This window comes from Streptomyces sp. NPDC051452 (assembly GCF_044454765.1).
In the GTDB taxonomy this organism is placed as follows: Bacteria; Actinomycetota; Actinomycetes; order Streptomycetales; family Streptomycetaceae; genus Streptomyces.
Map to the genome: position 1 here is coordinate 80,577 of NZ_JBITEB010000023.1, position 26,502 is coordinate 107,078.

A 26,502-nucleotide genomic window follows, 5' to 3' on the forward strand; every position below is an offset into this window, starting at 1 on the left:
GCAGGCGTCAGCGACTGCGGGGGTCGAGAGCATCGCGGAGACCGTCGCCCAGCAGGTTGAAGGCCAGGACGGTCACGAAGATGGCGAGACCAGGGACGATCATGTACTGAGGGTCGACCTGGTAGTAGGTGACCGCTTCACGGAGCATGCCGCCCCAGGAGGCCTGCGGAGGCTGGATGCCGACGCCGAGGTAGCTCAGGGACGCCTCGAAGAGGATGTTGGTCGGGATGAGCAGCGTCGAGTAGACGATGATCGGGCCGACCAGGTTCGGCATCAGTTCCCGGAACAGGATGTAAGGGGCCTTGGCGCCCATGCCCCGGGAGGCGTCCACGAACTCGCGCTCGCGCAGGGCGAGGGTCTGGCCGCGGACGATCCGGCCCAGATAGGGCCAGTTGAAGAAGCCGATGACGAAGATCAGCACGCTCAGGTGCAGCGGCAGCCCGTTGAGGCCGAACGCGCCGCCCTGCAGCGTGGCGGAGATCGCGATGGCGAACAGCAGGAGGGGGAAGGCGAGGAACGTGTCCATCAGCCGGCTGATGATCGAGTCGACCCGTCCGCCGTAGTAGCCCGCGACGACGCCCATGATCGCGCCGATCACGTTCGACAGGATCGTCGCGCCGAAGGCGACCACCAGCGACACCCAGGAGCCCTCCAGGACACGGGTGGCGATGTCGCGGCCGAACTTCGGGTCCACACCGAGCGGGTGGTCGAGGCTCATGCCGCCCCAACTGCCCTTGGGCAGCGAGGTGTCAGGGGTGATCAGGTCCTGGTGGAACGCGTTCGGGTCCAGGCCGAGCAGAGCCTGGATCGGCCGCGAGAGGATCGCGAGGAGGATCAGCAGGATCACGATGACGCCACCGGCGACGGCGACCTTGTCCCTCTTGAAGCGGGTCCAGGCGATCCGGCCCAGGGAACGACCCTCGATCTGCCCCTTACCGGCACCCTCCAGCACAGCCTCCGGCTGTGTCTCGGCTGCCGCCCCGGTGGTCTCGATCGGTGCGGTCACGGTGAGCGACCCCTCTCGCCGGTGGTGACCGGCCTGCGCCTGCCGCGGATTGCGGCTTTGTCGACTTGCCATAGATCACGAGGTCTCGACCTCGTGTCTGAGTCGCGAGTCTTCAGCGTCGCTGTGATCACCCGCCAGATCTGACGGCGAAAGTATGCGCAACCGTGATGCAGTGCAGGGGATTCCGTTATCCGAACAGTGGGTAACGGCTCTCGGACACGGCCCAGTTGGGACAGAACGGGGATTTTGCGCGGTTTGGGACTTTCCGCCGCTGTCTACGCGCGCAGAAACGCGTGGTCCACGGAGATCACGCAGCGCGGTCCCGAACGGAGGGGGCCGCGGAGGAGTTGATCAGTAGCCGCCGTGCGCCGGGGGATAACCGTATCCGGCGGCCGGTGCCTGGGGGTGCGGCGGGGCCTGGAGCGGGGCGCGCTGCGCGCCCGCGTGGGCCTCGCGGTCGTAGAACGGACGGGCGTTGGCGCGCATCCACATCACCACCGGGTCGTAGCCGTCGGTCATCGCGACCGTCGACACCGGCAGCCCCTCCGGGACCGCCCCGACCGACTGCTGCATCATCGCGCGCACCGAGTCGACCGCGGCGGGCGAGGTCTCGTACACGTCCAGACCGATGGCGAGGTACGGCGTCCCGAGCGCCGGCTGCACCCAGGCGCGGCGCAGGGAGCGCAGCGCGGGGGTGCGGTGGGCGTTCTGCGCGAGCAGGGCGTAGAACTGCGGGACCTCGATGCCGGGTTCCGTGAGCGTGAGCGGGCCGGCGGGCTGGCGGTCCAGGCCGGTGGTGATGCGCCGCAGGTCCAGCCAGGGGATGCCGACACCGCCGCCGGGGGCGTGCGGGTTGAGCCAGAGGCCGTAGTGGTCCGGGTACAGGGTGCGGGCCGCGTCCAGGCCGTCGACGACCTGGTAGGAACGGTTCCAGCCACTGGCCGACAGTTCCTGGGCGGAGGTCACGCAGGGGGCGTAGTGGAAGCCTCCGACCTCCATGTCCCCGTACTGGGCGTCCGGGGAGCCGGCCTGGCCCTGCCACAGCAGCATCCAGATCTGGCCGGTGGACGGGGTGGCGAGGGCGCGCAGCAGGGCCTCGTAGGCGTCGTAGCGCCCGGGCGTGACCTGGCGCAGCGTGTGCTCGACGCTGCCGCTGTGGCTCGCGCTCACCTGTCGTACCGGCCCTTCTGGGAGTCGTCCCGCGTGTGGGGAACAGCTTATGCGCCTGCCCGTCCGGGCCCGGGTGTCCGTTCGCGAGTGCGGTGGGACCGTTACCGGCCGCGCCCTTCCGCGCGCCTTCCGGCGCGTTCTCAGTGGCCGTGCTGGTAGAAGGGGCGGACCTTCGCTTTCAGCCAGTGGGCGACCGGATCGTCCGTCACGTCCAGCAGGACCAGGTTGACCGGCCACTTGACCGGGACTTTGCCGAGGGCCTTGCCGAGGGCGTCCAGCGGGAGGGCGCGCAGGTCGCCTTCCCACTGGGCGAGTTCGACGCCGACGAACAGCACCGGGTCGGCCGTCTCGACGGCGGCGAGACAGCGGCGGGCCGTGACGACCACGCCGGTCCCGGCGAACTCGGCGGAGGCGGCGGCGAGGAAGTCGACCGGGTCGTCCTGCCAGTCGGGCTCGAAGAGCCGGACCCGGCCGCCGGTGCCGGGGCCGTCCAGCGGGGTGCGGCCGACGCGGCACAGCTCGGCCACCGCCTGGGGCGGCAGCGGCATGCCGACCACGCCGCCGGGGTTCACGGCCATGCCGACCTGCGGGGGCAGGCCCTGGGCGAACTCCACGGCGGGGGCGACGGTGTAGCCCATGTGGGAGCCGGCCGCCTGGCGGAGCTGCTCCTCGGAGCTGAACACCGGGACGTACACCTGGCCGTCGATGTCCAGCGTCGGCAGGTCCAGCGGGCCGCTGTGCGGGCCCCCGCCGTTGGGCAGCGGGATCCACAGCAGGCTCCGGCCGAGGACCTCGACGATCCGGCCGCCGGCGGAGGGTATGCCGAGGGAGACCGAGAGCACCTCCTCCAGTTCGTTGCCGGGCCAGCCGCCGTGCGGGTGGGGGTGTGCCTGTGCCGGGAAGTCAGCGGGAATGTCCGCCGGGAAGTCCATCTGCCTACCGCCTGCTGGGAACCACTGCTGGGAGCAAGAAGGCTAGCGGGTGGCGGTGACAGCGGCCGGGGCCGCGTGCCCGCCGGTGCGCTCAGCCGGAGAAGCCGATGCGCCGCACGGCGTCCGCCGCGGCCCGGTCCAGCAGGACCGCCGAGCCGCAGCCCGGGGGCAGCTCGCCGCGTCCGACCGCGCCGAGCAGCCGCGCGGCCGTACGGCGGTGACGGCGGAAGGCGTAGCGGGAGACGCGCCGGCCGCGCTCGCGCTGGCCGTCCCGGGCGGCCTCGGGCGCCACGTCGAGCAGCAGCAGATGCAGGGTGCCGCCGCGGCGGCGGACCTCCCGGGCGAGCCAGGCGCGCACCCAGGCCTGGGTGCCGCAGTCGTGCACGACGACGCCCTCCTCGGTACGCAGCGCGCGGCGCAGTCCCGCGTAGTGGGCGAGGCGGACCAGGGGGCGGTAGAGGGCGTAGGGCAGGGCCCGGGGCAGTCGGGCCGCGAAGCGGTCGCGGACGTCCTGGGAGTCGACACGCGGGCCGCCGACCGCGCGGTTCATCAGCGTGGACTTGCCGCTGCCGGGCAGGCCGGTGACGACCACGACGTCCCGGGGGCCGAAGAGCAGGGCGCGCGGGCCGCGGCCGCCCCGGTTGCGAAGGTCGCGCACGACCGGGGCGGGGCGCTCCGAGGGGTACTCGCGAGCGGGGGCGGACGGCTGCCCGGGCACCGCGCCGCCGGTCGTGGTGGCTGCTGCGGTGACGTACGCCGTGGTCCTGTTCACCGTGATCGTCCTCCCCCTGTGAACCCGGTCAATCTCATGCCCGCTTCATGTAAAGAGAAGGTAATGGGAGAGGTCGGCGGTTCGGTTCGCGTACAGCCACAGCCCGGTTACAGATGCGGGCCCTGACGTGCGGGGGTGCGGCGTGCAATGATGTGCCCGCCAACTGCATACCGGCCGTTTGAATCCGCGCGGGAGAGTCCCCAGGTCACTGGGGCGCCGAAGGAGCAAGTCCCTCCCTTGAATCTCTCAGGCCCCGTTACCGCGCGGGCGAGGCACATCTGAAAAGCGGACCGTCGCGACGGCGGTCCCACCCAAGGTGCAAGTCCTGATCGTCCCGGTGGCGGTCGTGGCGAACCTCTCAGGTTCCGATGACAGATGGGGAGGAACTTTCCTCGCCCGTCCTGTGTGCCCTTGGGAGACGACCGACCGATGAGCAGCACCGAACCCACCGAACCGCGTCATACCGCGCTGGACGCCCTGCATCGCTCGCTCGGCGCGACGATGACCGACTTCGCCGGCTGGGACATGCCCCTGCGCTACGGCTCCGAGCGCGACGAGCACCTCGCGGTGCGCACCAAGGCCGGCCTGTTCGACCTCTCGCACATGGGTGAGATCACCGTCACCGGTGCCGAGGCGGCCGCCCTGCTGAACTTCGCCCTGGTCGGCAACATCGCCTCCGTCGGCGTCGGCCGCGCCCGGTACACCATGATCGTCCAGGCCGACGGCGGCATCCTGGACGACCTGATCGTCTACCGGCTCGCCGAGACCGAGTACATGGTCGTGGCCAACGCCTCCAACGCCCAGGTGGTGCTGGACGCGCTGACCGAGCGCGCCGCCGGCTTCGACGCCGAGGTCCGCGACGACCGCGACGCCTACGCGCTGATCGCCGTCCAGGGCCCGCAGTCCCCCGGCATCCTGAAGTCGCTGACCGACGCCGACCTGGACGGGCTGAAGTACTACGCGGGCCTGCCCGGCACCGTCGCCGGTGTCCCGGCGCTGATCGCCCGCACCGGCTACACCGGCGAGGACGGCTTCGAGCTGTTCGTGCGGCCGGAGCACGCCGTGGCGCTGTGGCAGGCGCTGACCGAGGCGGGCGCGGGCGTCGGCCTGGTCCCGTGCGGCCTGTCCTGCCGGGACACCCTGCGCCTGGAGGCCGGCATGCCGCTGTACGGGCACGAGCTGAGCACCCGGCTGACCCCCTTCGACGCCGGGCTCGGCCGGGTGGTCAAGTTCGAGAAGGAGGGCGACTTCGTGGGACGCGAGGCGCTCGCCTCGGCCGCCGCCAAGGCCGAGCAGAACCCGCCGCGGGTGCTCGTCGGGCTGATCGCCGAGGGTCGCCGGGTGCCGCGCGCCGGATACCCCGTCGTCGCGGACGGCCAGGTGATCGGCGAGGTCACCTCCGGTGCCCCCTCCCCCACCCTGGGCAAGCCGATCGCCATGGCCTACGTCGACGCGGCGCACGCGGCGCCGGGCAGCGCGGGCGTCGGCGTGGACATCCGGGGCAGCCACGAACCGTACGAGGTCGTGGCACTGCCGTTCTACAAGCGCCAGAAGTAGACACTGGGCGCGCGGCGCCGCTTCGGCGTGGTCCCGCGCACGTGTCCCCTGCTCACGAGCAGTCTCATCCGTCCCCCCTTCATCAGCAGTCCCGCGCGTACAGGAGAATTCAGGCCATGAGCAACCCCCAGCAGCTGCGCTACAGCAAGGAGCACGAGTGGCTGTCGGCCGCCGAGGCCGACGTCGCGACGGTCGGCATCACCGAGTTCGCGGCCAACGCGCTCGGCGATGTCGTCTACGCCCAGCTCCCCGAGGTCGGTTCCACCGTCCAGGCCGGCGAGACCTGCGGTGAGCTGGAGTCGACCAAGTCGGTCTCCGACCTGTACTCCCCGGTCTCCGGTGAGATCGTCGAGATCAACCAGGACGTCGTCGACGACCCGTCGCTGGTGAACTCCGCCCCCTTCGAAGGCGGCTGGCTGTTCAAGGTACGCGTCGCGGACGAGCCCGCCGACCTGCTCTCCGCCGACGAGTACGACGCCCACACCGCCGCCTGAGGAGTCGTAGTCCCATGTCTGTCCTGAACACGCCCTTGCACGAGCTGGACCCCGAGGTCGCCGCCGCCGTCGACGCCGAGCTGGTCCGCCAGCAGTCCACCCTGGAGATGATCGCCTCCGAGAACTTCGCGCCGCTCGCGGTGATGGAGGCGCAGGGTTCGGTCCTCACCAACAAGTACGCCGAGGGCTACCCGGGCCGCCGCTACTACGGTGGCTGCGAGCACGTCGACGTCGCCGAGCAGATCGCCATCGACCGGATCAAGGAGCTGTTCGGCGCCGAGTACGCCAACGTGCAGCCCCACTCCGGCGCCTCCGCGAACCAGGCGGCCCTGTTCGCGCTGGCCCAGCCCGGGGACACCATCCTCGGCCTGGACCTGGCGCACGGCGGCCACCTGACCCACGGGATGCGGCTGAACTTCTCCGGCAAGCAGTTCGACGTGGTCGCCTACCACGTGGACGCCGCGACCGGCCTGGTCGACATGGCCGAGGTCGAGCGGCTCGCCAAGGAGCACCGCCCGAAGGTGATCATCGCCGGCTGGTCGGCGTACCCGCGCGAGCTGGACTTCGCCGAGTTCCGCCGGATCGCCGACGAGGTCGAGGCGTACCTGTGGGTCGACATGGCGCACTTCGCCGGCCTGGTCGCCGCCGGTCTCCACCCGAACCCGGTCGAGCACGCGCACGTGGTCACCTCGACCACCCACAAGACCCTCGGCGGTCCGCGCGGCGGCATCATCCTGGCGAAGAAGGAGTTCGCGAAGAAGCTGAACTCCTCGGTCTTCCCGGGCTTCCAGGGCGGCCCCCTGGAGCACGTGATCGCGGCCAAGGCGGTCTCCTTCAAGGTCGCCGCGAGCGAGGAGTTCAAGGAGCGCCAGCGCCGCACGGTGGAGGGCGCGCGGATCCTGGCCGAGCGCCTCACCGCGGCCGACGCCCGCGCGGCCGGTGTGAACGTCCTGTCCGGCGGCACCGACGTCCATCTGATCCTGGTGGACCTGCGCGAGTCCGAGCTGGACGGCCAGCAGGCCGAGGACCGCCTCCACGAGGTCGGCATCACGGTCAACCGCAACGCCGTCCCGAACGACCCGCGCCCGCCGATGGTCACCTCGGGTCTGCGCATCGGCACGCCCGCCCTCGCCACCCGCGGCTTCACGGCCGAGGACTTCGCCGAGGTCGCGGACGTGATCGCCGAGACGCTGAAGGCGCCCGCGTCGTTCGGCGCGGCCGAGGCCGAGGCCCTGAAGGCCCGCGTGACGGCACTCGCCGACAAGCACCCGCTGTACCCGGGTCTGAACAAGTAAGTCACCTTTCGCGGGGCACCGCGCACACTGGAGGAGACCGGTGGGCGTGGTGCCCGCGCCCCGTGTCAGCCCCGCACCACCCCCGCTTCACCGTATTGAGGAGTTCCCCCGTGGCCATCTCGGTCTTCGACCTGTTCTCGATCGGCATCGGCCCGTCCAGCTCCCACACGGTCGGCCCGATGCGCGCGGCCGGCCTGTTCGCCCGCCGGCTGCGCAACGAGGACCTGATCGGTTCCGTCGCGTCCCTGCGCTGCGAGCTGTACGGCTCGCTCGGCGCGACCGGCCACGGCCACGGCACGCCGAAGGCGGTCCTGCTCGGCCTGGAGGGCGCCTCGCCGCGCACGGTGGACGTCGAGACGGCCGACGAGCGGGTGGAGGAGATCAAGCGGGCCGGACGGCTGAACGTGCTGGGCGAGCACGAGATCGCCTTCTCCTTCGACGACGACCTGGTCCTGCACCGCCGCAAGGCCCTGCCCTACCACGCCAACGGCATGACCCTGTGGGCGTACGACTCCTCCGGCGCGGAGCTGCTCACCAAGACGTACTACTCGGTCGGCGGCGGCTTCGTGGTGGACGAGGACGCCGTCGGCGCGGACCGCATCGTGCTGGACGACACGGTCCTGAAGTACCCCTTCCGCACGGGCGACGAGCTGCTGCGCCTGGCGAAGGAGACGGGCCTGTCGATCTCCTCGCTGATGCTGGAGAACGAGCGGGCCTGGCGCACGGAGGAGGAGATCCGGGCGGGCCTGCTGGAGATATGGCGGGTGATGCGCGAGTGCGTCCAGCGCGGCATGTCCCGCGAGGGCATCCTGCCGGGCGGCCTGAAGGTCCGCCGTCGCGCGTCCGTCTCGGCGCGCCAGCTGCGCGCCGAGGGCGATCCGCTGGCGCACGCGATGGAGTGGATCACGCTCTACGCGATGGCGGTCAACGAGGAGAACGCGGCCGGCGGCCGGGTCGTCACCGCCCCCACCAACGGCGCGGCGGGCATCATCCCCGCGGTCCTGCACTACTACATCAACTTCGTGCCCGGCGCCGACGAGGACGGTGTCGTCCGCTTCCTGCTCGCCGCGGGCGCGATCGGCATGCTCTTCAAGGAGAACGCCTCCATCTCCGGCGCCGAGGTCGGCTGCCAGGGCGAGGTCGGCTCCGCCTGCTCGATGGCCGCGGGCGCGCTGGCCGAGGTGCTGGGCGGCTCCCCCGAGCAGGTGGAGAACGCCGCCGAGATCGGCATGGAGCACAATCTGGGCCTGACCTGCGACCCGGTCGGCGGCCTCGTCCAGATCCCGTGCATCGAGCGCAACGGCATGGCCGCGGTGAAGGCGGTCACGGCCGCGAAGATGGCGATGCGCGGAGACGGCTCCCACAAGGTGTCCCTGGACAAGGTCATCAAGACCATGAAGGACACGGGCGCGGACATGTCCGTGAAGTACAAGGAGACGGCCCGCGGTGGGCTGGCGGTGAACATCATCGAGTGCTGAGCCGGTTCGGCCGCCCCGCGCGCATCCCCCGTACCGCTGGACGAAGCGGGTGCCGGCCCCGGCGGTGACCTTGGCGGCCCCCGCCGAGGGGCCGGCGCAGGCGGGGGCGGCCGCCGGGGGTGCGAGCCCGGACGGTGCGCTCCCGGCCGCGAAGTCCTTCGGGGCCGGCGTGAGGCCACCTCGGTCCCGACCGTGTCGCGCGGCCGCGGTCCCGCCGGCGCCTGCCGCGGGGTCGCGGTGGCCGTCGGCGCCGTGCACGCAGAGCGTGTAGCGCCCGCGCGCCGTGGCGCGAACTCGTCCTTGTCGGGGTCGACGAAGAGCGACCGCCGGTCGGACGCCGGCGCGGGAGCGCACCCGCTCCGGCGAGGTCGCCTGTACAGCAACCCCACCTCGCCTCGCACCGGTTGGTTCGGCCCCGTCCGCCGGTGGAAGGCTGATGTTGCCCGCGGGGCTACCACTTGGTAACCGCATCCCCTTACGCTGCCGTCAACTCGGCTACGGAATAGGGGAGTTCAGGGATGCGAACGGTTCGTGTGGTGAGACGGGCGGCGGCACTCGCGGGCGCCGGCGCTCTGCTGATGGTGCTGCCGGGGAACGCGCACGCGGCGGCGCCGAAGTTCTCCGAGACCACGGCGATCGGCACGCACAACGCCTACGACAAGGGCAAGTACGCATACTTCGCGCAGGCGTTGGACTCCGGCGCCTCGCTGCTGGAGCTGGACGTCTACGTCGACAGCATCACCCACCGCTGGCGGGTCAGCCACAGCAACCCCCTGGGCAACGACAACAACTGCGAGGCGGCCAAGACCCCGGGCGAGCTCTACAGCAAGAGCCGGAACCAGGACTTCGGCAGCTGCCTGGACAACATCGCCGCCTGGAACCAGTTGCACCCCGACCACCCGCCGATCGTCTTCAAGGTGGAGATGAAGGTGGGCTTCAACGGCCGGGCGAACATGGGTGCCGACGCGTTCGACACGCTCGTCTCGCAGAAGCTGGGCAACAGCGTGTACAAGCCGGCCGACCTGCTGGGCGGGACGTACTCCTCCCTCGACGCCGCCGCGAAGGCGAACGCCTGGCCCACGCGCGACTCCCTGAAGGGCAAGTTCCTCTTCGAGTTGATCCCGGGCACGGTGGAGCAGTCCAACCCCTTCGACCACTACTGGACGGACCAGGAGTACGGCGACCACCTGCGCGACCTGTACGCGGCCGGGCACATCTCGGCGGCCCAGGCCTTCCCGGCCGTGCTCGGCGCCGCGAACGGCGATCCGCGCGCCAGTCGCTACGACGCCTCGATCCGGCCCTGGTTCGTGTTCTTCGACGGAGACGCGGCGACGTACGTCAACAACGGCTACGACACCTCGTTCTACTCCGCCAACCACTACATCTCGATCATGACCGGCGCCGACGGGGTCTCCCCCGCGATCTCCTCGACCAACCCGACGGAGGCCGAAGTCGCCGCGCGGCTGGCCCTGCTGGCCAAGGACCACGCGAGCCTGATCACCTCGGACTGGTCGGCCGAGCCGGCGAGCGTGCTGGGTTCGGTGACCTCCCGAAGCTGAGGTTCCGGACGGAGCTCAGGGGGCACAACCCTCTTATGCTCCACGGTATCGACGTCAGCGCCTTCCAGCCCTCCGCGTATGACACGGACGGCCTCTCCTTCGCCTTCATCAAGGCGACGGAGGGCCGTTCGTACGTCAACTCCCGGCTCGGCGCCCAGACCAAGACCGCCCGCGACGCCGGACTGGTCGTCGGCTTCTACCACTTCCTGTGGCCGGGCAACCTCACCGAGCAGGCCGAGTACTTCCTCCAGCACGCCCCGGACCGCCCGGGCGACCTCCTCGCGGTCGACTGGGAGACGACGGGGGACGGCACGCACGCGAGCAACGCGGAGAAGGACAGCTTCATCCGCAAACTCAGATCGCTCCGGCCGCACAACCGGGTCGTCCTCTACTGCAACCGCAGCTTCTGGCTCTCCATCGACACCACCGGCTACGCCGGGGACGGCCTGTGGATCGCCGACTACGTGACGGCGGGCAAGCCGCGCATCAAGGCCTCGTGGCGGTTCCACCAGTACGCCAGCGAACCCCACGACAAGGACGTGGCCCACTTCTCGACCAAGGCCGACCTGCGCAAGTGGGCCACGCGCTGAGACCGAGCGGACCCGCTCAGCCCCGGAAGTCCGCCGGCCGCTCCGGGGACGCCTCGGCCAGGGCCTTGCGCACGCCCTCGGTGCCTTCCCGCAGGCCGTAGACCGGGGTGCCGGGCTGCTGGCGCCAGGAGTCGTCGATGCCGCCCGCGTCGACGGTGTCGAAGCCCAGCTGGTCGATCAGTTCCCGGACGATCCGCTTGGCCGCCTCGTCGTCGCCGGCGACCGGGAGGGCGATGCGCTCCGGGTCGCCCGCGGGGCGGTGGCGGTCCAGGATGTCCTGGGCGTAGGTGCCGTTGAAGGCCTTGATCACCGGGTGCCCGAGGTGCCGTTCGGTCCAGCGGCTCTCGGTGACGCCCTCGTCCTCGATGGCCGCGATCCGGCCGTCGCGCTGCTGCGGGTAGTAGTTGCCGGTGTCGATCACGGCGGCGCCCTCGGCCGCGCCGTCCAGCAGGCCGCCGGGAAGGTCCGGGACCGCCTTCAGGGGGACGGTGACGACCACTACCTGGGCGCCCTTGGCCGCGTCCGTGGCGCGGACCGCGGTCGCGCCGGTCTCCTCGGCCAGTTCCTTCAGCGTCTCGGGGCCGCGCGAGTTGGCCACGGCGACGTCGTGGCCGAGGGCGGTGAGCCGCCGGGTGAGGTTGCCGCCGATGTTGCCCGCGCCGATGATGCCGATCTGCATGCCACGCCTCCGGGTATCGATACATGCGCGGTGCATGCGCATGCATACGTCTGTACGGTGAGCGTCAACCCCCGTCGGCGGGTGGGTATTCCGGCTTCGCGGCAATCGGGTGAAGGGGGTGCCCTCCCGCGGCGTCCGCGCACGGGAGGGCACCCCCTTCGGGCCCGTCACTTGTCCAGGTAGGCCCAGAACTCGTCGAACGACAGGACCTTGTCGCCGTTCAGGTCGCGGGTCTTGATGAGGCTCTCCGCCACCGTGTCGGTGACGTTCCAGTCACCCCCCTGGGCGAGGGCGGACTTGAACTCGGCCGCGGTGATGAATCCGTCACCGTCCGCGTCGATCCGCTGGAACTGCTTGCGTGCTTCCTCGATGTCCGCCACCGATCCGCCCCTTTTGGTCGTTTCTTCATGCCGTACCGGCGTACTGTCGCTGGTCAGATTAACGGCCCTGCCAGGTGCGCAGCGCCACGACCACCTCCGTACGCCCGCCCGGCAGGCCGAAGGGACCGTCAGCGGAAGATGCCGGTGTGCCCCAGGGAGTAGCGGCCGGGCTGCGGATAGACGGCCAGTCCGTGCGGCCCGCTGCCGACCTTGATGCGGGCCAACTGAGCGCCGGTGCGGGTGTCGATGGCGTACACCTCGGCGTTGTAGCGGCCGGACAGCCACAGCACCTTGCCGTCGGCCGAGACGCCGCCCATGTCGGGGCTGCCGCCGCCGGGCAGATGCCACTTCTTGGTGAGCCGGTTCCGGGTGAAGTCGAAGATGGAGATCGAGCCCTCGCCCCGGTTGGAGACGTACATCTCGCGGGAGTCGCGGCTGACGTAGAGGCCGTGGGCACCCTTGCCGGTGGCGAGGAACCGGGGCCGGGTGAACTTGTCCCCGTCCAGGATCCACAGGCCGTTGGCCATCATGTCGGCGATGTAGAACAGCTTGCCGTCCGGGGAGATCTTGACGTCCTGCGGCATGGCACCCTTGAACGGCAGTTTCTCCTGCTCGACGACCTTCATCCGCGCGGTGTCGACCTTGAGGACCTCACCGCTGAACTCACAGGAGACGATGAAGTAGCGGCCGTCGACGGAGAAGTCGGCGTGGTTGACGCCGTAGCAGCTGACCGGGACCGTCTTGACGACCTTCATGGTGTGCGCGTCGCGGAAGACGAGCTGGCGGTCCATGGAGGCCATGACGACGGCGTACTTGCCGTCGGGCGTGAAGTACAGGTTGTAGGGGTCGTGCACGTCGACCGGCGCCCCGGCCTTGCCGGTCCGCGGGTCGATCGGGGTCAGGCTGTTGCCGAGGTCGTTGTTGACCCAGAGGGTCTTCAGGTCCCAGGACGGCACCACGTGCTGGGGTTGGCGGCCGACCGGGATGGTCTTCAGGATCCGGTAGGTCGCGGGGTCGATCACGGTGACCGTGTTCGAGTTGGTGTTGGGGACGTACACCCGGGACGGGAAGTCCTTGACGACCGGGGAGAGCCGGCCGGGGCGGTCGGCGGAGTAGAGGTCCCCGGGGTCCTCCACGGCCGGCATCCCGGGCAGCACGTCCACCCGGGCCTTCTGCACCGGCTGCGGGACCGGTGCCTTGCTGCCGAGGGCCTCGTCCTCGTGGGCGTGGGTGCCGCCGCCGCACGCGGTCAGCAGGGTCAGGGCGGTGACCGCGGCACCGGCGGCCAGCAGGCGGGCGGCTTTCGTGGTTCGCATCAGCTCAGCAGCTCCGTGGTGGTGACCGCGCGCAGACCGCGACGGTCGAGTTCGTGGAGGAGGTCGGGCAGGGCGGCGACCGTGTCCTGGTATCCGAAGTGCAGGCTCACCACCGAGCCCGCCGTGACGCCGGCCAGGACGTTGCGGGTGACGGCGGCGGCGCCGGGGCTGGTGTAGTCGAGCGAGTCGACGTCGTACGACAGCACGTGCGGGTAGCCGGCGGCGCGGGCCAGCCGGACGACGAGCGGGGAGGCGGTGGGGGCGCGGGAGGGCCGGAACCAGGTGCCGATGGAACCGGTGAGGCGCTCCAGCCGGTCGGCGCAGCCGGTGATCTCCCTGGCCGCTTCGGCCTCCGGCAGGTCGTTGACGGAGATGTGCCGCTGGGTGTGGTTGCCGAGGTCGTGGCCGCCGTCGAGGACGCGCCGGGCGACGTCCGGGTGTTCGTCCAGCCAGGTGCCCACGGCGAGCACCGTGAGGCGTGCGCCCCGCTTCTCGGCCTCGGTGAGCAGGGAGTGGGCGATGGCGGGGTCGCCCTGACCGTGGAAGGTGAGGGCGACCCGGGGGCGGGTGCGCGGGCCGTGGGTGATCTGGGTGGGCTGTCCGGGGTAGGCGCGGGGGGTGGGGGCGGCCTGGACGGTGGCCGCGGCATGGCCGGCGGACGGGGAGACCGCGCCGGGGGGCGCGGTGGTCCGGCCGGAGCCGCAACCGGCGCCGAACGCACCGCCGGCGGCGAGCCCGGCGCCCGCGCGCAGCACCTCACGTCGGTTGGTCGTGGTCACCCGCACCATTTAAGGGGTGATAGGTAAGAAAATGCCCGATTAGCCCAAATGGGGGGCGATTCCGGGTCGCTGCGGAGGGGGGCCCGAGGGGGGCCGGCCGCCGGGGCTCAGCGGTCGGTGACCCGCATCTCGAACCAGGTGGTCTTGCCGCGCGGGAGGAGGTCCACGCCCCACCGGTCGGAGAGCTTGTCCACGAGGAAGAGGCCGCGGCCGCTGACGTCCATCTCCTGGACCGGCATCAGGCAGGGCAGTCCGCGTGAGGGGTCGCGGACCTCTACGCGGATCCAGCCGGGCCGGCGGCGCATCCGGAGGCCGAAGACCCGGGCGCCGGTGTGGCGCACGGCGTTGCCGACGAGTTCCGACACGAGTAAGACCGCGTCCTCGGTGAGCCTGGGGGTCAGCCGCCACGTGCGCAGGACGACGACCTGGGCGAGCCGGCGCGCGGTGGCCGCGGACTCGGGGCGGGACGGCAGCGGCACCTCCGCCTCCGTCGGGTTGCCGAACAGTTCGAGCGCCTTGAGCGCCTGTTCGTCCTCGACCGCAGGCGACCAGCGCGCCGCGGTCGCACGGCCGTGTCCCCGCGGCTGTTCGATGCCCTCCAGCCCCGCCATGCCCCCATGATGGCGGCCCGCCGCCGACTTGGGGGCCGTTCCGGAGGAATACGCCCCTCGCACACCCCCGGTCCGCACCGGTCGATCGTCATATGCCCAGGGCATACCGACGTCCGGTACGGGCCGGTTGACCTGCGAGGACGCCTCGCTCTCCGGCAACCGTCAGACTCCCTCACCGCACGGGACTTAAGGCTGCCTTAAGGCTCCCATAAACCGCCCCAACGAGCGACGCGAATGAGACGGCACGTCAACTGTGCTTGATCACAAAGGAGTTACGGCGAAGTTCACCTCACCTGCGATCAGCCGAACTTGGCCTTGCCCGGGCCGTCCTCGACGAAGCTGCGCATGCCCCGCTCGCGGTCCTCGGTGGCGAACAGACCGGCGAACCAGTTGCGTTCGACGGCGAGCCCGGTGTCGATGTCGGTCTCCAGGCCCGTGTCGACCGACTCCTTCGCCGCACGCAGGGCGATCGCGGGGCCCCGGGCCAGCCGGGCCGCCCAGGCGTGCGCCTGCTCGTACACCTCGGCGGCCGGCACGACCCGGTCCACCAGCCCGATGGCGAGGGCCTCGTCGGCCTTGACCTGCCGGCCGGTGAAGATCAGGTCCTTGGCCTTGGCGGGGCCGACCAGCCGGGGCAGCCGCTGGGTGCCGCCGGCGCCCGGGATCAGGCCGAGCAGGATCTCGGGCTGGCCGAGCTTGGCGTTGTCGGCGGCGATCCGGTAGTCGGCGCACAGGGCGAGTTCGCAGCCACCGCCGAGCGCGTAGCCGGTGATCGCCGCGACGACCGGCTTGGGGATGCGGGCCACCGCGGTGAAGGCGTCCTGCAGGGCGCGGGACCGCAGGATCATCCCCGCGTGGTCCATGTCCTGCATCTCCTTGATGTCCGCGCCGGCCGCGAACACCCGCTCGCCGCCGTAGATGACCACGGCGCGCACGTCGTCGCGGCGCGTGGCCTCCTCGGCGAGCTCCTTCAGCCGGTCCTGCGTGGCGATGTCCAGCGCGTTCATCGGCGGCCGGTCCAGACGCAGCGTTGCGACGCCTTCGGCGACTTCGAGAGTGACGGTCATGCAGGCAGGTTAACGGGGACTAACGACGAGGGGCCCGGTGCCGTCCGTCACAGCACCGGGCCCGCACGTCAGGGGTGGCTCACTTCTTCCACTCGGCCCAGGACATGTTCCAGCCGTTGAGGCCGTTGTCCGGGTTGACCGTGCGGTCGTGGGCGTTCTTGACGACGACCACGTCGCCGATCATCGAGTGGTCGAAGAACCAGGCCGCCGGGACGCTTTTGCTGTACCCGCCGCGCACGTCCCGCAGGCCGACGCAGCCGTGGCTGGCGTTGTAGTTGCCGAAGGCGTCGCCGCCCCAGTAGTTGCCGTGGATGAAGGTGCCGGAGTCGGTGAGGCGGATGGCGTGCGGGACGTCCTTGATGTCGTACTCGCCGCCGTAGCCGACGGTCTCGCCGTTCATCCGGGTCACGGCCAGCTTCTCGCTCATGACCATCTGGCCGTTCCAGGTGTCGTAACCGGGCTTGCCGGTGGTGACCGGGATGGTCCGCACGACCTTGCCGTCCTGGGTGACCTTCATCGTGTGCTTCCTGGCGTCCACGACGGAGACCTGGTTGCGCCCGATGGTGAACTTCAAAGTCTTGTGCTGCTTGCCGTAGACGCCGTCACGGCCCTCGACGCCGTCCAGGTCGAGGTCGACGGTGACCTTCGTGCCCGCCTTCCAGTACTGCCGCGGGCGGAAGTCCAGGCGGTCGTTGCCGAACCAGTGGCCCTCGACGTCGACGGCCGGCTCGGTCTTGACGGTGATGGCCTTCTCGACGTCCTCCGGGTGGGTGATGCCCCGGGTGAAGCGGACGGAGAACGGCATGCCGACCCCGACGGTGGAGCCGTCCTCGGGGGTGAAGTAACCGACGAAGGTGTTCTTCGGGGTCAGCGTGGTGAAGCTGGAGTCCTCGGCGGCCTTGCGGCCCTCGGAGTCCTTGGCGACCGCGTGCACCGTGTACTTGGTGCCGGCGGCCAGATGGGTCGACGGCGTCCACGAGACGCCGCCGCCGGATATCGCCCCGTCGATCCTCGCGCCCTTGGCGTCCACGACGGTGACCTCGGACAGCTTGCCGCCCGAGACGTTCACCTTGAGGGCGTCGCTGGTGTCGACGCCCGTGGCACCGGACTTGGGGGTGATGGTGACGGCGGCGGACGACTGCTTGCCCTGCCGGGCACCGCTCACGCCCTTGCCGTCACCATGGCCCGGGTCATCGCCCCCGCCGCACGCGGTGAGCGCCAGCAGCAGTGTGCCGGCCACCAACGCCAGGCCCTTGCGGCCCGTGCCCCGCCCCCCAACCGATGCCCCCGATATCGGCCGCACGTTCAAGTCGTTCTCCCCTCACAGGCCCAGGTCAGGCCCACGCCCCGGCGCTTCCCGCGCGCATTGGGGCATGGTAACCGCCGGGTTTTGAGCGTGGTGTCAGGCGAATGTCACCGTTGCGTCGCAACTTCCGCCGCCCACCGCCGCCCTCGACCCCCTCCCCCACCTGCCACTTGCCACGTGCGCCCGTCGGTCGGCGCAAGCGGACGGGCTCACCTCACCGCGCCGCCCGCCTTCCACTGTGCCCAGTCCATGTTCCAGCCGCCGAGGCCGTTGTCGGGGGCGACGGTCTTGTCCTTGCTGTGCACGATCTCGATGACGTCCCCGACGAGGCTGCGGTCGAAGAACCAGCCCGCGGGGGTGTCCGAGCTGCCGCCCTTGACGTCCATGAGGCCCACGCAGCCGTGGCTGATGTTCTCCCGGCCGGGGGCGTCCGGGGCCCAGTAGTTGCCGTGCAGGAAGGTGCCGGAGTCGGTGAGCTTCATGGCGTGCGGGACGTCGGTGATGTCGTACTCGCCGCCGAAACCGACGGTTCGGCTGTTCATGCGGGTGACCTCCAGCATGTCCATCACCACCATCTTCCCGTTGTAGCTGGGGTGCTTGGGGGCGCCCGCCGTGATGGGGACGGTGGCGAGGAGCTGTCCGTCGCGCCGGACGTCCATGGTGTGCTTGGCCACGTCGACCAGGGAGACCTGGCTGCGGCCGACGGTGAAGGAGAAGCTCTTGTGCTGCAGGCCGTAGGCCCCGCGCGCGCCCTCGACGTCCCTCAGGCGCAGGTCCACGGTCACCTCGGTGCCGGGTTTCCAGTAGTGCTCCGGGCGGAAGTCCAGGCGGCCCTTGCCGAACCAGTGCGGGCGGATCTCGACGGGGGGCCGCGCACGGACGCTGACGGCGCGTTCGACGGCCGCGCGGTCGGTGATCTCGCGGCTGAAGGACAGGGAGACGATCATTCCGGTGCCGACGGTGGCACGGTTCTCGGGGCTGACGTAGGCGATGAACCGTTCGCCCGGGATATACGTGGTGAAGGTGGCGTGCCGGGCGGAGCGGCGGCCCTGGGAGTCCAGCGCGACCGCGTCGACGGTGTACTTCGCGGCGAGCGACAGCCGGTCCCGGTAGGGCTGCCAGCTCAGTCCGTCCTCGCTGATGTGCCCGGCGACCGGGGTGTCCTGCGCGTCCTGCGACTTGACGACGGTCACCTTCTCCAGCCGCCCGCCGGGCACCCGTACCCGCAGCCGTTCACCGGCGCGTACGGCCTTGGCGCCGTCGTCGGGGGTGACGCGGATGACGTCCTCGGGGGCCGGGGCTCTGCCCGGCCCTCCTCCCATGCCCAGCGGTCCTGAGCCGTCCTGGGAGCAGCCGGCCAGCAGCCCTGCCCCCATCACTACGGCCGCCAGCGCGGCCCACGCGCGCCGCGCGCGTCCTTGTAGGTGCCTCACGCGGGGCTCAACGACGGGCCCGCCCCGGGGAAACGTGAGTGCGACGCACGCGCTGGGCAGAACAGAGGGAAGGACGACACGTTGGGAACCTCCCCGGAGGGGGCCCAGCCCGCGCCGGAGCCGTCGGGGCGCGGCCGGGCCGGGTGGCCGAGGGTGCCGACAGGCATGCCCGGCCGTCGGGCGCGGCCTACTGCGCCACTCCGGGGCGAGCCACTGGAAGAGGGGCCGACAGGTGACGAGCGCAGCCGAGCAGCGGGCACCGGCCGGGGAGCCGGCCGGGAGCGGGCAACCGGCGGCGGTGAACGGCGCCCGGCGCGCCGTACCCCCCGCCCCGACGGTGTGGCCGGGCGCGGCGACCCCGCTGGGGGCCCGGTTCCGGGTCGGCCCGGACGGGATCGCGGGCACCAACTTCGCGCTGTGGGCGGCCGGGGCGGAGGGGGTCCGGCTGTGCCTGTTCGACGAGCGGGGCCGCGAGACGCAGGTTCCCCTGACCGAGCTGACGCACGAGATATGGCACGGTTTCGTGCCCGGTGTGATGCCGGGGCAGCGGTACGGCTACCGGGTGGCCGGCCGCTGGGACCCGTGGACCGGCGCCCGCTGGAATCCGGCCAAGCTGCTGCTGGACCCGTACGCGCGGGCGGTGGACGGCGAGTTCCGGCTCCCGCCGGAGGTGTACGGGCATGTGCGGGACTGGCCGGAGCAGCAGGTCGCGGACACCGTGCGCGACGAGCGGGACTCGGCGCCGTACGTGCCGAAGGGTGTCGTCGTCCACGATGACGACGACTGGTCCGACGACCGGCGCCCCAAGACGCCGTGGGCGGACTCGGTGATCTACGAGCTGCACGTCCGTGGCTTCACCAAGCTGCACCCCGGCATCCCGGAGGAACTGCGCGGCACCTACGCCGGTCTCGCGCACCCGGCCGCGATCGAGCACCTGGTGCGCCTCGGTGTCACGGCCGTCGAGCTGCTGCCCGTGCACCAGTTCGCGCACGAGGACCATCTGCTGCGCCGGGGCCTGAAGAACTACTGGGGGTACAACTCCATCGGCTACTTCGCGCCGCACGCCGCCTACGCGGCCTCCGGTACGTCCGGCGGGCAGGTCGGCGAGTTCAAGCGGATGGTGCGGGCCCTGCACGCGGCCGGCATCGAGGTCATCCTCGACGTGGTCTACAACCACACCGCCGAGGCCGGCGAGCTGGGACCGACCCTGTCCCTGAAGGGCATCGACAACCGGGGCTACTACCGCCTCCAGGACGACGCCCGCCGCTACGCCGACTACACCGGCTGCGGCAACACCCTGCACGTCGTGCAGCCCCAGGTGCTGCGTCTGATCACCGACTCGCTGCGCTACTGGGTGACCGAGATGGGCGTCGACGGCTTCCGCTTCGACCTCGCGGCGGCGCTGGCCCGCTCGATGCACGACGTCGACATGCTCTCCCCCTTTCTCGCCGTCATCGCCCAGGACCCGGTGCTGCGCCGGGTGAAGCTGATCGCCGAGCCGTGGGACATCGGTTCGGGCGGCTACCAGGTCGGCGCGTTCCCGCCGTTGTGGACGGAGTGGAACGACCGCTACCGCGACGCGGTCCGGGACTTCTGGCGGCACGCCCTGCCGGACGTGCGCGAGATGGGCTACCGCCTCTCCGGCTCCAGCGACCTGTACGCCTGGGGCGGCCGGCGCCCCTACGCCTCGGTCAACTTCGTCACCGCGCACGACGGTTTCACCCTGCGCGACCTGGTCACCTACGAGCGCAAGCACAACGAGGCCAACGGGGAGAGCAACCGGGACGGCACCGACGACAACCGTGCCTTCCACTGCGGGACCGAGGGCGAGACCGAGGACGAGCGGGTGCGCGCGCTGCGGCGCAGGCAGCTCAGGAACCTGCTGACCACCCTGCTGCTCTCCACGGGCGTGCCCATGCTGGTGGCCGGTGACGAGCTGGGCCGCACCCAGCGCGGCAACAACAACGCCTACTGCCAGGACAACGAGATCAGCTGGCTGGACTGGTCGCTGCTGGCGGAGCCGGGCTGGCGGGCGCTGTGCGATCTGACCTCCCGGCTGATCGCGCTGCGCCACCGGCACCCGGTACTGCGCCGGCGGGCCTTCTTCTCCGGCCGTGCCCACTCGGCGGACGGGCTGCGGGACCTGGCCTGGTTCACCTCGCGGGGCGCGGAGATGACCGAGCGCGACTGGTACGCGCCGGCGGCGACGCTCGGCATGTACCTCTCCGGGCGGGACATCCCGGGCCGGGACGAGCGGGGGGCGGCGATCGTGGACGACAGCTTCCTCGCGGTGCTGCACGCGGGCGACCGGCCGACCGGCTTCGTACTGCCCGGGCCGCCGTGGGCCGAGCGGTACGAGGTGGTCGTGGACACCTCCCGGGAGGAGCAGGCCGAGGCGCCGGACGCGGTCCACCGGGCGGGCGCGGAGATCTGGGTGCCGGCCCGGGCGGTGCTGCTGCTGAAGGTCGCCTGAATACGCCCGAGGGCCGTGCGGGAGACTACGCCAGGCTGTCCCGCCAGGCCTTGTGGAGGCCGGCGAACCTGCCCGTGCCGGCGATGAGTTCGGACGGGGGGCCGTCCTCGACGATCCGGCCGTGCTCCATCACGAGCACGCGGTCCGCGACCTCCACGGTGGACAGCCGGTGCGCGATGACGACGGCCGTACGGCCCCGCAGCACCGTCGCCATCGCCCGCTGCACGGCCCGTTCACCGGGGATGTCCAGGGAACTGGTCGCCTCGTCCAGGATCAGCACCGCCGGGTCGGCGAGCAACGCCCGGGCGAACGCGACCAGTTGGCGCTGACCAGCCGAAATGCGGCCGCCTCGCTTGCGGACGTCGGTGTCGTAGCCGTCGGGCAGCGCGCTGACGAACTCGTGCGCGCCGATCGCCTTCGCGGCCCGCTCGATCTCCTCCCGGGTGGCGTCGGGCCGGCCGAGGGCGATGTTGTCGGCGACCGTGCCGGAGAAGAGGAACGCCTCCTGGGTCACCATCACCACCCCGCGCCGCAGTTCGGCCACCGGCAGGTCGCGCAGATCGACCCCGTCCAGCAGCACCCGGCCGGCGGAGGGGTCGTAGAACCGGGCGAGCAGCTTGGCCAGGGTGGACTTGCCCGCTCCGGTGGTGCCGACGACGGCGACGGTCCGACCGGCCGACAGGGTCAGGTCGAAGCGGGGCAGCACCTCACCGCCCGTACGGTAGGCGAAGCCAACGCCGTCGAAGACCACCTCACGGCCCGGGAACCCGTCCTTCGCGGGCGGCAGCGCGCGAGGGGCGGCCGGCTCGGGCACGGACGGGGTCTGCGCCAGCAGCCCGGCGATCTTCTCCAGGGACGCGGCGGCCGACTGGTAGGAGTTCAGGAACATGCCGAGCCGGTCGATGGGGTCGTACAGCCGGCGCAGGTACAGCACCGCCGCCGCGAGGACGCCCAGTTCCAGCGCGCCCGACGCCACCCGCCAGGCGCCCCACAGCACGATCCCGGCGACCGCCGCGTTGGCGACCAGCCGGGAACCCACCACATAGCGGGCCATCTCCAGCAGCGCGTCTCCGTTGGTGCGTTCGTGCCGCTGGTTGAGGACGGCGAACTCGCACTCGTTGGCCGCCTCCCGGCGGAAGGCACGCACCGGGCGGATGCCGTTCATCGTCTCCACGAACTTCACGATCACCGCGGCGATCGCCGTGGACCGCGCCCGGAACACCCGCCCGGCGCGCCGCTGGTAGCGCCGGACCAGCAGGTACAGCGGCACGAAGGAGGCCACCGCGACCGCGCCGAGGGAGAGGTCCAGCCAGAGCAGCAGGGCCGAGATGTAGACGAAGGACAGCACGACGGTCACCAGCTCCTGGAGCCCCTCCTCCAGCAGCTCCCGCAGCGACTCGACGTCCGTGGTGGAGCGGGAGATCAGCCGGCCGGAGGTGTACCGCTCGTGGAAGTCGACGCTGAGCGCCTGCGCGTGCCGGAAGATCCGGCCGCGCAGGTCCAGCAGTACGTCCTGGCTGACCCGGGCGGTGGTCTCGATGAACGCGAACTGCAGCCCGCCGGAGGCGAGGGCGCACAGCAGATAGCCGACGGCGACCGCGATCAGCGGGCCGTGCCGGTGGTCCCGGAAGGCCGGCACCGCCCGGTCGATGGCGTACGCCACCAGCAGCGGGCCCGCCTGCACGGCCGCCTGCTGCAACAGCAGCAGCAGTGCGGTGAACACGGCGCGGCCCTTGAGGGGGGCGAGCAGCGAGCGCAGCAGGGCGGCGGTGGCGCCGGGCGGGGTGGGCAGGACGTCCCGGTCGAAGGGGTCGCCGTCGTCGGGCGGGCGGACGTGTTCGTCGTCCTCGGCCGTGGGGGTGGAGGCGGTCGTGGTGGTCAACGGGATTCCTCCTGGTCCCCGGACATCAGATGGGCGTACTCGGCGTTCTCGCGCAGCAGTTCGTGGTGGGTGCCGACGGCGGCGATCCGGCCGCCGGACAGCAGGGCGACCCGGTCGGCGAGGAGCACCGTGGACGGGCGGTGGGCCACGATCAGGGCGGTGGTGTCGGCGAGGACCCGGCGCAGCGCCGCCTCGACGGCGGCCTCGGTGTGCACGTCCAGCGCGGACAGCGGGTCGTCCAGCACCAGGAACCGCGGCCGGCCGACCACCGCGCGGGCCAGGGCGAGGCGTTGGCGCTGACCCCCGGAGAGGCTGAGGCCCTGCTCGCCGACGCGGGTGTCGGTGCCCTGCGGGAGCGCGTGCGCGAACTCGGCCTGCGCCACGGCCAGGGCGCGGTCGAGGTCCGCCTTTGCGGTGCCGTCCGGGGCTCCCATGAGGACGTTCTCGCCGACGGAGGCCGAGAAGAGCGTGGGTTCCTCGAAGGCCATGGCGACCTTCGCGCGGAGTTCGGCGCGGGGCATCGACGTGATGTCCACGCCGTCCAGGGTGACGCGGCCGGAGGTGACCTCGTGCAGCCGCGGGACCAGCGCGGTCAGCGTCGTCTTGCCGCTGCCGGTGGCACCCACCAGGGCCAGGGACTCTCCGGGGCGGATGTGGAGATCGATGTGGTTGAGGAGGGGCGGGGAGTCCGGGGGCGCGTCGGGGTAACGGAATCGGACCCCTTCGAAACGGAGCCCGGCGCCGGTGTCGGCGGTGCGGGCGCCCGTACCGGTGTCCGTGCCCGGTGCCGTGGCCGAGGCATGGGCCTTCGTGGCCTGGGCGTCCTCCGGTTGTTGGTCCATCACCTCGAAGTAGCGTTCCGTGGCCGTCGCCGCCTCCTGGCTCATCGCCAGCAGGAATCCGATCGAGTCGACCGGCCACCGCAGCGCGAGCGCGGTGCTGAGGAAGGCGACCAGCGTGCCCGCCGTCAGGGGTCCGTCGGCCACCCGGACGGCCCCCACCACCAGCGCCGCGCCGATCGCCAGCTCGGGCAGCGTCACGATGACGCTCCAGATGGTGGCCAGCAGCCGCGCCTTGCGCAGCTCGGTGCCGCGCAGCGCTCCCGACAGCTCACGGAAGGCCAGCGCCTGGCTGCGGTGGCGGCCGAAGCCCTTGATGACGCGGATGCCGAGCACGCTCTCCTCGACGACCGTCGCCAGGTCGCCGATCTGGTCCTGCGCCCGCCGCGCCACGTGCGCGTACCGCCGCTCGAAGACCACACACGTCCACAGCACCGGGATGGCCGGCACGAGGACGACCAGGCCCAGCACCCAGTCCTGCACCAGCATGATCACCACACCGACGACGATGGTCACCACGTTGACCAGCAGGAACGTCAGCGGGAAGGCGAGGAACTGGCGCAGCAGCATCAGGTCGGTCGTGCCCCGGGACAGCAGTTGACCGGACGCCCAGCGGTCGTGGAAGGCCATGGGCAGCCGCTGCAGACGGCTGTACAGGGCAGCCCGCATGTCCGCCTCGACCCGCGACAGCGGCCGGGCCACGAGCCAGCGCCTTATGCCGAACAGGATCGCCTCGGCGATCCCGAGCAGGAGCAGGTACAGCGCGCCGAGCCAGACGCCCGCCGGATCCCGGTCGGCGACGGGGCCGTCGACCATCCACTTCAGGACGAGCGGGATCACCAGCCCGGTACAGGACGCGACGACCGCGACGACCGCGGCGAGGGACAGCCGGACCCGGACGGGGCGGACGAACGGCCACAGCCGCAGCAGGGTGCGCACGGCTGAGCGGTCCTCGGGGGTGGCAGGTGTCGTGGACATCAAGGGCGAGCCTACGGACCCGCACGGACATCGCCCAGCGAGTTTCGGCCCGGCACGGCTCCGACGTCGGACCTACGACCTGCGGCTTTCGCGGGGTCGTAGGCCGGTGTCAACCGATCGGCCGATGCCGTTCCGAGCGGGCCGGCCGATGTGCGGGGACCCGCGCTCCCGGGATCCTCGACGCATGCCATCCGTCATCGAAGTCACCGATCTACGCAAGACCTACGGCGGCCGGGCCGTCGTCGACGGTGTGTCCTTCGCCGTCGAGGAGGGCGAGATCTTCGGGATCCTCGGCCCGAACGGCGCCGGCAAGACCACCACCGTCGAGTGCGTCGGAGGGCTGCGGGTCCCCGACGCCGGCCGGGTCCGGGTCACCGGGCTCGACCCCGTCGCCGACCACGAGCGGGTCGCGAAGGTCCTCGGCGCCCAGCTCCAGCAGAGCGAGTTGCAGGCCAAGCTGACCGTGCGTGAGGCGCTGGAGCTGTACGCCGCGCTCTACCCGCGTCCCGCCGACTGGCGGACCCTCGCCGAACGCCTGGGTCTGACGCCGAAGCTGGACACCAGGTTCGCCAAGCTGTCGGGTGGGCAGCGGCAGCGGCTGTTCATCGCGCTGGCCCTCGTCGGCGGCCCGCGTGTCGTGGTGCTGGACGAGCTGACCACCGGCCTCGACCCCCGCGCCCGCCGGGACACCTGGCAGCTCATCGAGGACGTCCGGGCGAGCGGGGTGACCGTGCTGCTCGTCACCCACTTCATGGAGGAGGCCCAGCGGCTGTGCGACCGCGTCGCGGTGATCGACCGGGGGCGGGTGGCCGCGCTGGACACCCCTTCCGGGCTGATCCGCCGCTCGGCGGGCGCGACCGTCATCGGCTTCACGCCCTCCGCCCCGCTGGACGAGCGTGAACTGTCCGCGCTGCCCGGCCTGGCCTCGATCGAGCGGCGGGACGGCCGGATCACCCTCTCCGGCACCGACGAGACCGTGAACGCGGTCATCACCCTGCTCGCCCGCCACCATGTCACCGCCCATCAGCTGCGCGTGCTGGACGCCACGCTCGACGACGCGTTCCTGGACCTGACCGAGGAGGCCGCGGCATGAACACCGCCGTCCTGCGCACCGAGTTCCGCCTGTTCCGCCGGGAGCCCGCGGCCGTCTTCTGGATCTTCCTGTTCCCCACGCTGCTGCTGGTGGTCCTCGGCTCCATCCCGTCCTTCCGGGAGGCCGACACCTCGATGGGCGGGCTGCGGCCGGTCGAGGCCTACGTCCCGGTGGCCGTGCTGATCGCCCTGATCATGTCGGGGGTGCAGGCGCTGCCGCAGACCCTGACCGGCTACCGGGAGCGTGGTGTCCTGCGCCGGATGTCCGTCACTCCCGTACGGCCCGCCGCGCTGCTGTCCGCGCAGATGACGGTGCAGGGAGTGGTCGCGCTGGCCTCGGCCCTGCTCGTGGTGACGGTCGGTCGCGTCGGCTTCGGCGTAGGGCTGCCCGGGCAGCCGGCGGGCTATCTGCTGGCCCTCCTCCTCGCGGCCGCCGCGGCCCTGGCGCTGGGTTCGGTGGTCTCGGCGCTGTCCCGGACCACGAAGATCGCGGGGGCGATCGGCTCGGCGGTGTTCTTCCCGATGATGTTCTGCGCGGGTGTGTGGCTGCCGGTGCAGGCCATGCCGCACACGCTGGCTCGCGTGGTCGGTCTCACCCCGTTCGGCGCGGCGGCGCGCGCCCTGGGCGAGGCTGCAGCGGGCCACTGGCCCGGCTGGGACCACCTGGGCGTGCTCGCGCTGTGGGCGGCCCTGCTGACGGCCGGCGCGGCCCGCTGGTTCCGCTGGGAATGACCCGGCTTCGGCGCCGGGACGAGTGCGGACCACAGGGAGTGAGAGCCGGTGCGAGTGAGGGCCGGGGTGCGGTGCGTGCGGG

The 26,502-nt window shown here is 71.6% G+C and carries 23 protein-coding genes and 1 riboswitch; of the genes, 9 read left to right on the top strand and 14 right to left on the bottom strand.

Annotated features, from left to right (window positions below):
* Positions 1-7: 7 nt before the first annotated feature.
* The 4 genes from ACIBA9_RS35545 to ACIBA9_RS35560 all read right to left on the bottom strand — a co-directional run bounded on the left by ACIBA9_RS35545 (position 8) and on the right by ACIBA9_RS35560 (position 3,886).
* Entirely contained in the window at positions 8-1,006 is a 999-nt protein-coding gene (locus tag ACIBA9_RS35545) for an ABC transporter permease (protein ID WP_362161858.1), read from the bottom strand.
* A 351-nt stretch (positions 1,007-1,357) separates the two neighbouring features.
* Positions 1,358-2,176, bottom strand: coding sequence for an enhanced serine sensitivity protein SseB C-terminal domain-containing protein (locus ACIBA9_RS35550; protein ID WP_399369564.1), 819 nt, complete (start codon positions 2,174-2,176; stop codon positions 1,358-1,360).
* Between the two features lie 140 nt (positions 2,177-2,316).
* On the bottom strand, positions 2,317-3,108 hold the full coding sequence (locus tag ACIBA9_RS35555; RefSeq protein ID WP_399369566.1) for an enhanced serine sensitivity protein SseB: 792 nt from the start codon (positions 3,106-3,108) through the stop codon (positions 2,317-2,319).
* Between the two features lie 91 nt (positions 3,109-3,199).
* A complete protein-coding gene (locus tag ACIBA9_RS35560) occupies positions 3,200-3,886 on the bottom strand; it encodes an AAA family ATPase (protein WP_399369613.1) in 687 nt (228 codons plus the stop codon).
* A gap of 173 nt (positions 3,887-4,059) precedes the next feature.
* A riboswitch (glycine riboswitch) is annotated at positions 4,060-4,152 on the top strand.
* Positions 4,153-4,309: 157 nt separating this feature from the next.
* Here ACIBA9_RS35560 and gcvT point away from each other — a divergent pair.
* The 6 genes from gcvT (at position 4,310) to ACIBA9_RS35590 (ending at position 10,853) form a co-directional block, all read left to right on the top strand.
* The gene (gcvT, locus tag ACIBA9_RS35565; RefSeq protein WP_399369568.1) at positions 4,310-5,437 is read left to right on the top strand and encodes a glycine cleavage system aminomethyltransferase GcvT; all 1,128 of its coding nucleotides are present in this window, start codon (positions 4,310-4,312) and stop codon (positions 5,435-5,437) included.
* 116 nt (positions 5,438-5,553) lie between these two features.
* On the top strand, positions 5,554-5,931 hold the full coding sequence (gcvH, locus tag ACIBA9_RS35570) for a glycine cleavage system protein GcvH (RefSeq protein WP_399369570.1): 378 nt from the start codon (positions 5,554-5,556) through the stop codon (positions 5,929-5,931).
* Between the two features lie 14 nt (positions 5,932-5,945).
* The gene (gene glyA / locus ACIBA9_RS35575) at positions 5,946-7,226 is read left to right on the top strand and encodes a serine hydroxymethyltransferase (RefSeq protein WP_362161876.1); all 1,281 of its coding nucleotides are present in this window, start codon (positions 5,946-5,948) and stop codon (positions 7,224-7,226) included.
* A 110-nt stretch (positions 7,227-7,336) separates the two neighbouring features.
* On the top strand, positions 7,337-8,704 hold the full coding sequence (locus ACIBA9_RS35580; protein WP_399369573.1) for an L-serine ammonia-lyase: 1,368 nt from the start codon (positions 7,337-7,339) through the stop codon (positions 8,702-8,704).
* Between the two features lie 518 nt (positions 8,705-9,222).
* Positions 9,223-10,263, top strand: coding sequence for a phosphatidylinositol-specific phospholipase C domain-containing protein (locus ACIBA9_RS35585; RefSeq protein ID WP_399369575.1), 1,041 nt, complete (start codon positions 9,223-9,225; stop codon positions 10,261-10,263).
* A gap of 35 nt (positions 10,264-10,298) precedes the next feature.
* On the top strand, positions 10,299-10,853 hold the full coding sequence (locus ACIBA9_RS35590; RefSeq protein ID WP_362161882.1) for a GH25 family lysozyme: 555 nt from the start codon (positions 10,299-10,301) through the stop codon (positions 10,851-10,853).
* 16 nt (positions 10,854-10,869) lie between these two features.
* Here ACIBA9_RS35590 and ACIBA9_RS35595 read toward each other — a convergent pair whose 3' ends face one another.
* From ACIBA9_RS35595 to ACIBA9_RS35630, 8 genes are all read right to left on the bottom strand, one after another.
* The gene (locus ACIBA9_RS35595) at positions 10,870-11,568 is read right to left on the bottom strand and encodes an NADPH-dependent F420 reductase (protein ID WP_399369615.1); all 699 of its coding nucleotides are present in this window, start codon (positions 11,566-11,568) and stop codon (positions 10,870-10,872) included.
* Between the two features lie 131 nt (positions 11,569-11,699).
* The gene (locus ACIBA9_RS35600; protein ID WP_362161888.1) at positions 11,700-11,912 is read right to left on the bottom strand and encodes an EF-hand domain-containing protein; all 213 of its coding nucleotides are present in this window, start codon (positions 11,910-11,912) and stop codon (positions 11,700-11,702) included.
* 128 nt (positions 11,913-12,040) lie between these two features.
* Positions 12,041-13,228 carry a hypothetical protein gene (locus tag ACIBA9_RS35605; RefSeq protein ID WP_399369578.1) on the bottom strand — a complete coding sequence of 396 codons (1,188 nt, stop codon included), beginning with the start codon at positions 13,226-13,228 and terminating at the stop codon, positions 12,041-12,043.
* Positions 13,228-14,016, bottom strand: a complete 789-nt coding sequence (locus tag ACIBA9_RS35610) for a polysaccharide deacetylase family protein (protein WP_399369580.1) — start codon at positions 14,014-14,016, stop codon at positions 13,228-13,230. The genes ACIBA9_RS35605 and ACIBA9_RS35610 overlap by 1 nt, the downstream gene beginning before the upstream one ends.
* Before the next feature lie 98 nt (positions 14,017-14,114).
* A complete protein-coding gene (locus ACIBA9_RS35615) occupies positions 14,115-14,618 on the bottom strand; it encodes an ATP-binding protein (protein ID WP_399369582.1) in 504 nt (167 codons plus the stop codon).
* Between the two features lie 299 nt (positions 14,619-14,917).
* On the bottom strand, positions 14,918-15,685 hold the full coding sequence (locus tag ACIBA9_RS35620; RefSeq protein ID WP_362161898.1) for an enoyl-CoA hydratase-related protein: 768 nt from the start codon (positions 15,683-15,685) through the stop codon (positions 14,918-14,920).
* A gap of 79 nt (positions 15,686-15,764) precedes the next feature.
* Positions 15,765-16,994, bottom strand: coding sequence for an Ig-like domain-containing protein (locus tag ACIBA9_RS35625; RefSeq protein WP_399369584.1), 1,230 nt, complete (start codon positions 16,992-16,994; stop codon positions 15,765-15,767).
* Between the two features lie 206 nt (positions 16,995-17,200).
* Entirely contained in the window at positions 17,201-18,424 is a 1,224-nt protein-coding gene (locus ACIBA9_RS35630) for an Ig-like domain-containing protein (RefSeq protein ID WP_399369586.1), read from the bottom strand.
* Between the two features lie 232 nt (positions 18,425-18,656).
* Here ACIBA9_RS35630 and glgX point away from each other — a divergent pair, with 232 nt between their 5' ends.
* A complete protein-coding gene (gene glgX / locus ACIBA9_RS35635; RefSeq protein WP_399369588.1) occupies positions 18,657-20,897 on the top strand; it encodes a glycogen debranching protein GlgX in 2,241 nt (746 codons plus the stop codon).
* A 25-nt stretch (positions 20,898-20,922) separates the two neighbouring features.
* On the opposite strand, the gene ACIBA9_RS35640 is transcribed toward glgX, so the two are convergent.
* Both ACIBA9_RS35640 and ACIBA9_RS35645 read right to left on the bottom strand, forming a co-directional pair.
* Positions 20,923-22,779, bottom strand: coding sequence for an ABC transporter ATP-binding protein (locus ACIBA9_RS35640; protein ID WP_399369590.1), 1,857 nt, complete (start codon positions 22,777-22,779; stop codon positions 20,923-20,925).
* Positions 22,776-24,596, bottom strand: coding sequence for an ABC transporter ATP-binding protein (locus tag ACIBA9_RS35645; RefSeq protein WP_399369592.1), 1,821 nt, complete (start codon positions 24,594-24,596; stop codon positions 22,776-22,778). The genes ACIBA9_RS35640 and ACIBA9_RS35645 overlap by 4 nt, the downstream gene beginning before the upstream one ends.
* A 184-nt stretch (positions 24,597-24,780) precedes the next feature.
* Between ACIBA9_RS35645 and ACIBA9_RS35650 the strand changes: the two genes are divergently transcribed.
* Positions 24,781-25,689, top strand: coding sequence for an ABC transporter ATP-binding protein (locus ACIBA9_RS35650; RefSeq protein WP_399369594.1), 909 nt, complete (start codon positions 24,781-24,783; stop codon positions 25,687-25,689).
* On the top strand, positions 25,686-26,420 hold the full coding sequence (locus ACIBA9_RS35655; RefSeq protein ID WP_399369596.1) for an ABC transporter permease: 735 nt from the start codon (positions 25,686-25,688) through the stop codon (positions 26,418-26,420). The genes ACIBA9_RS35650 and ACIBA9_RS35655 overlap by 4 nt, the downstream gene beginning before the upstream one ends.
* Positions 26,421-26,502: the final 82 nt, after the last annotated feature.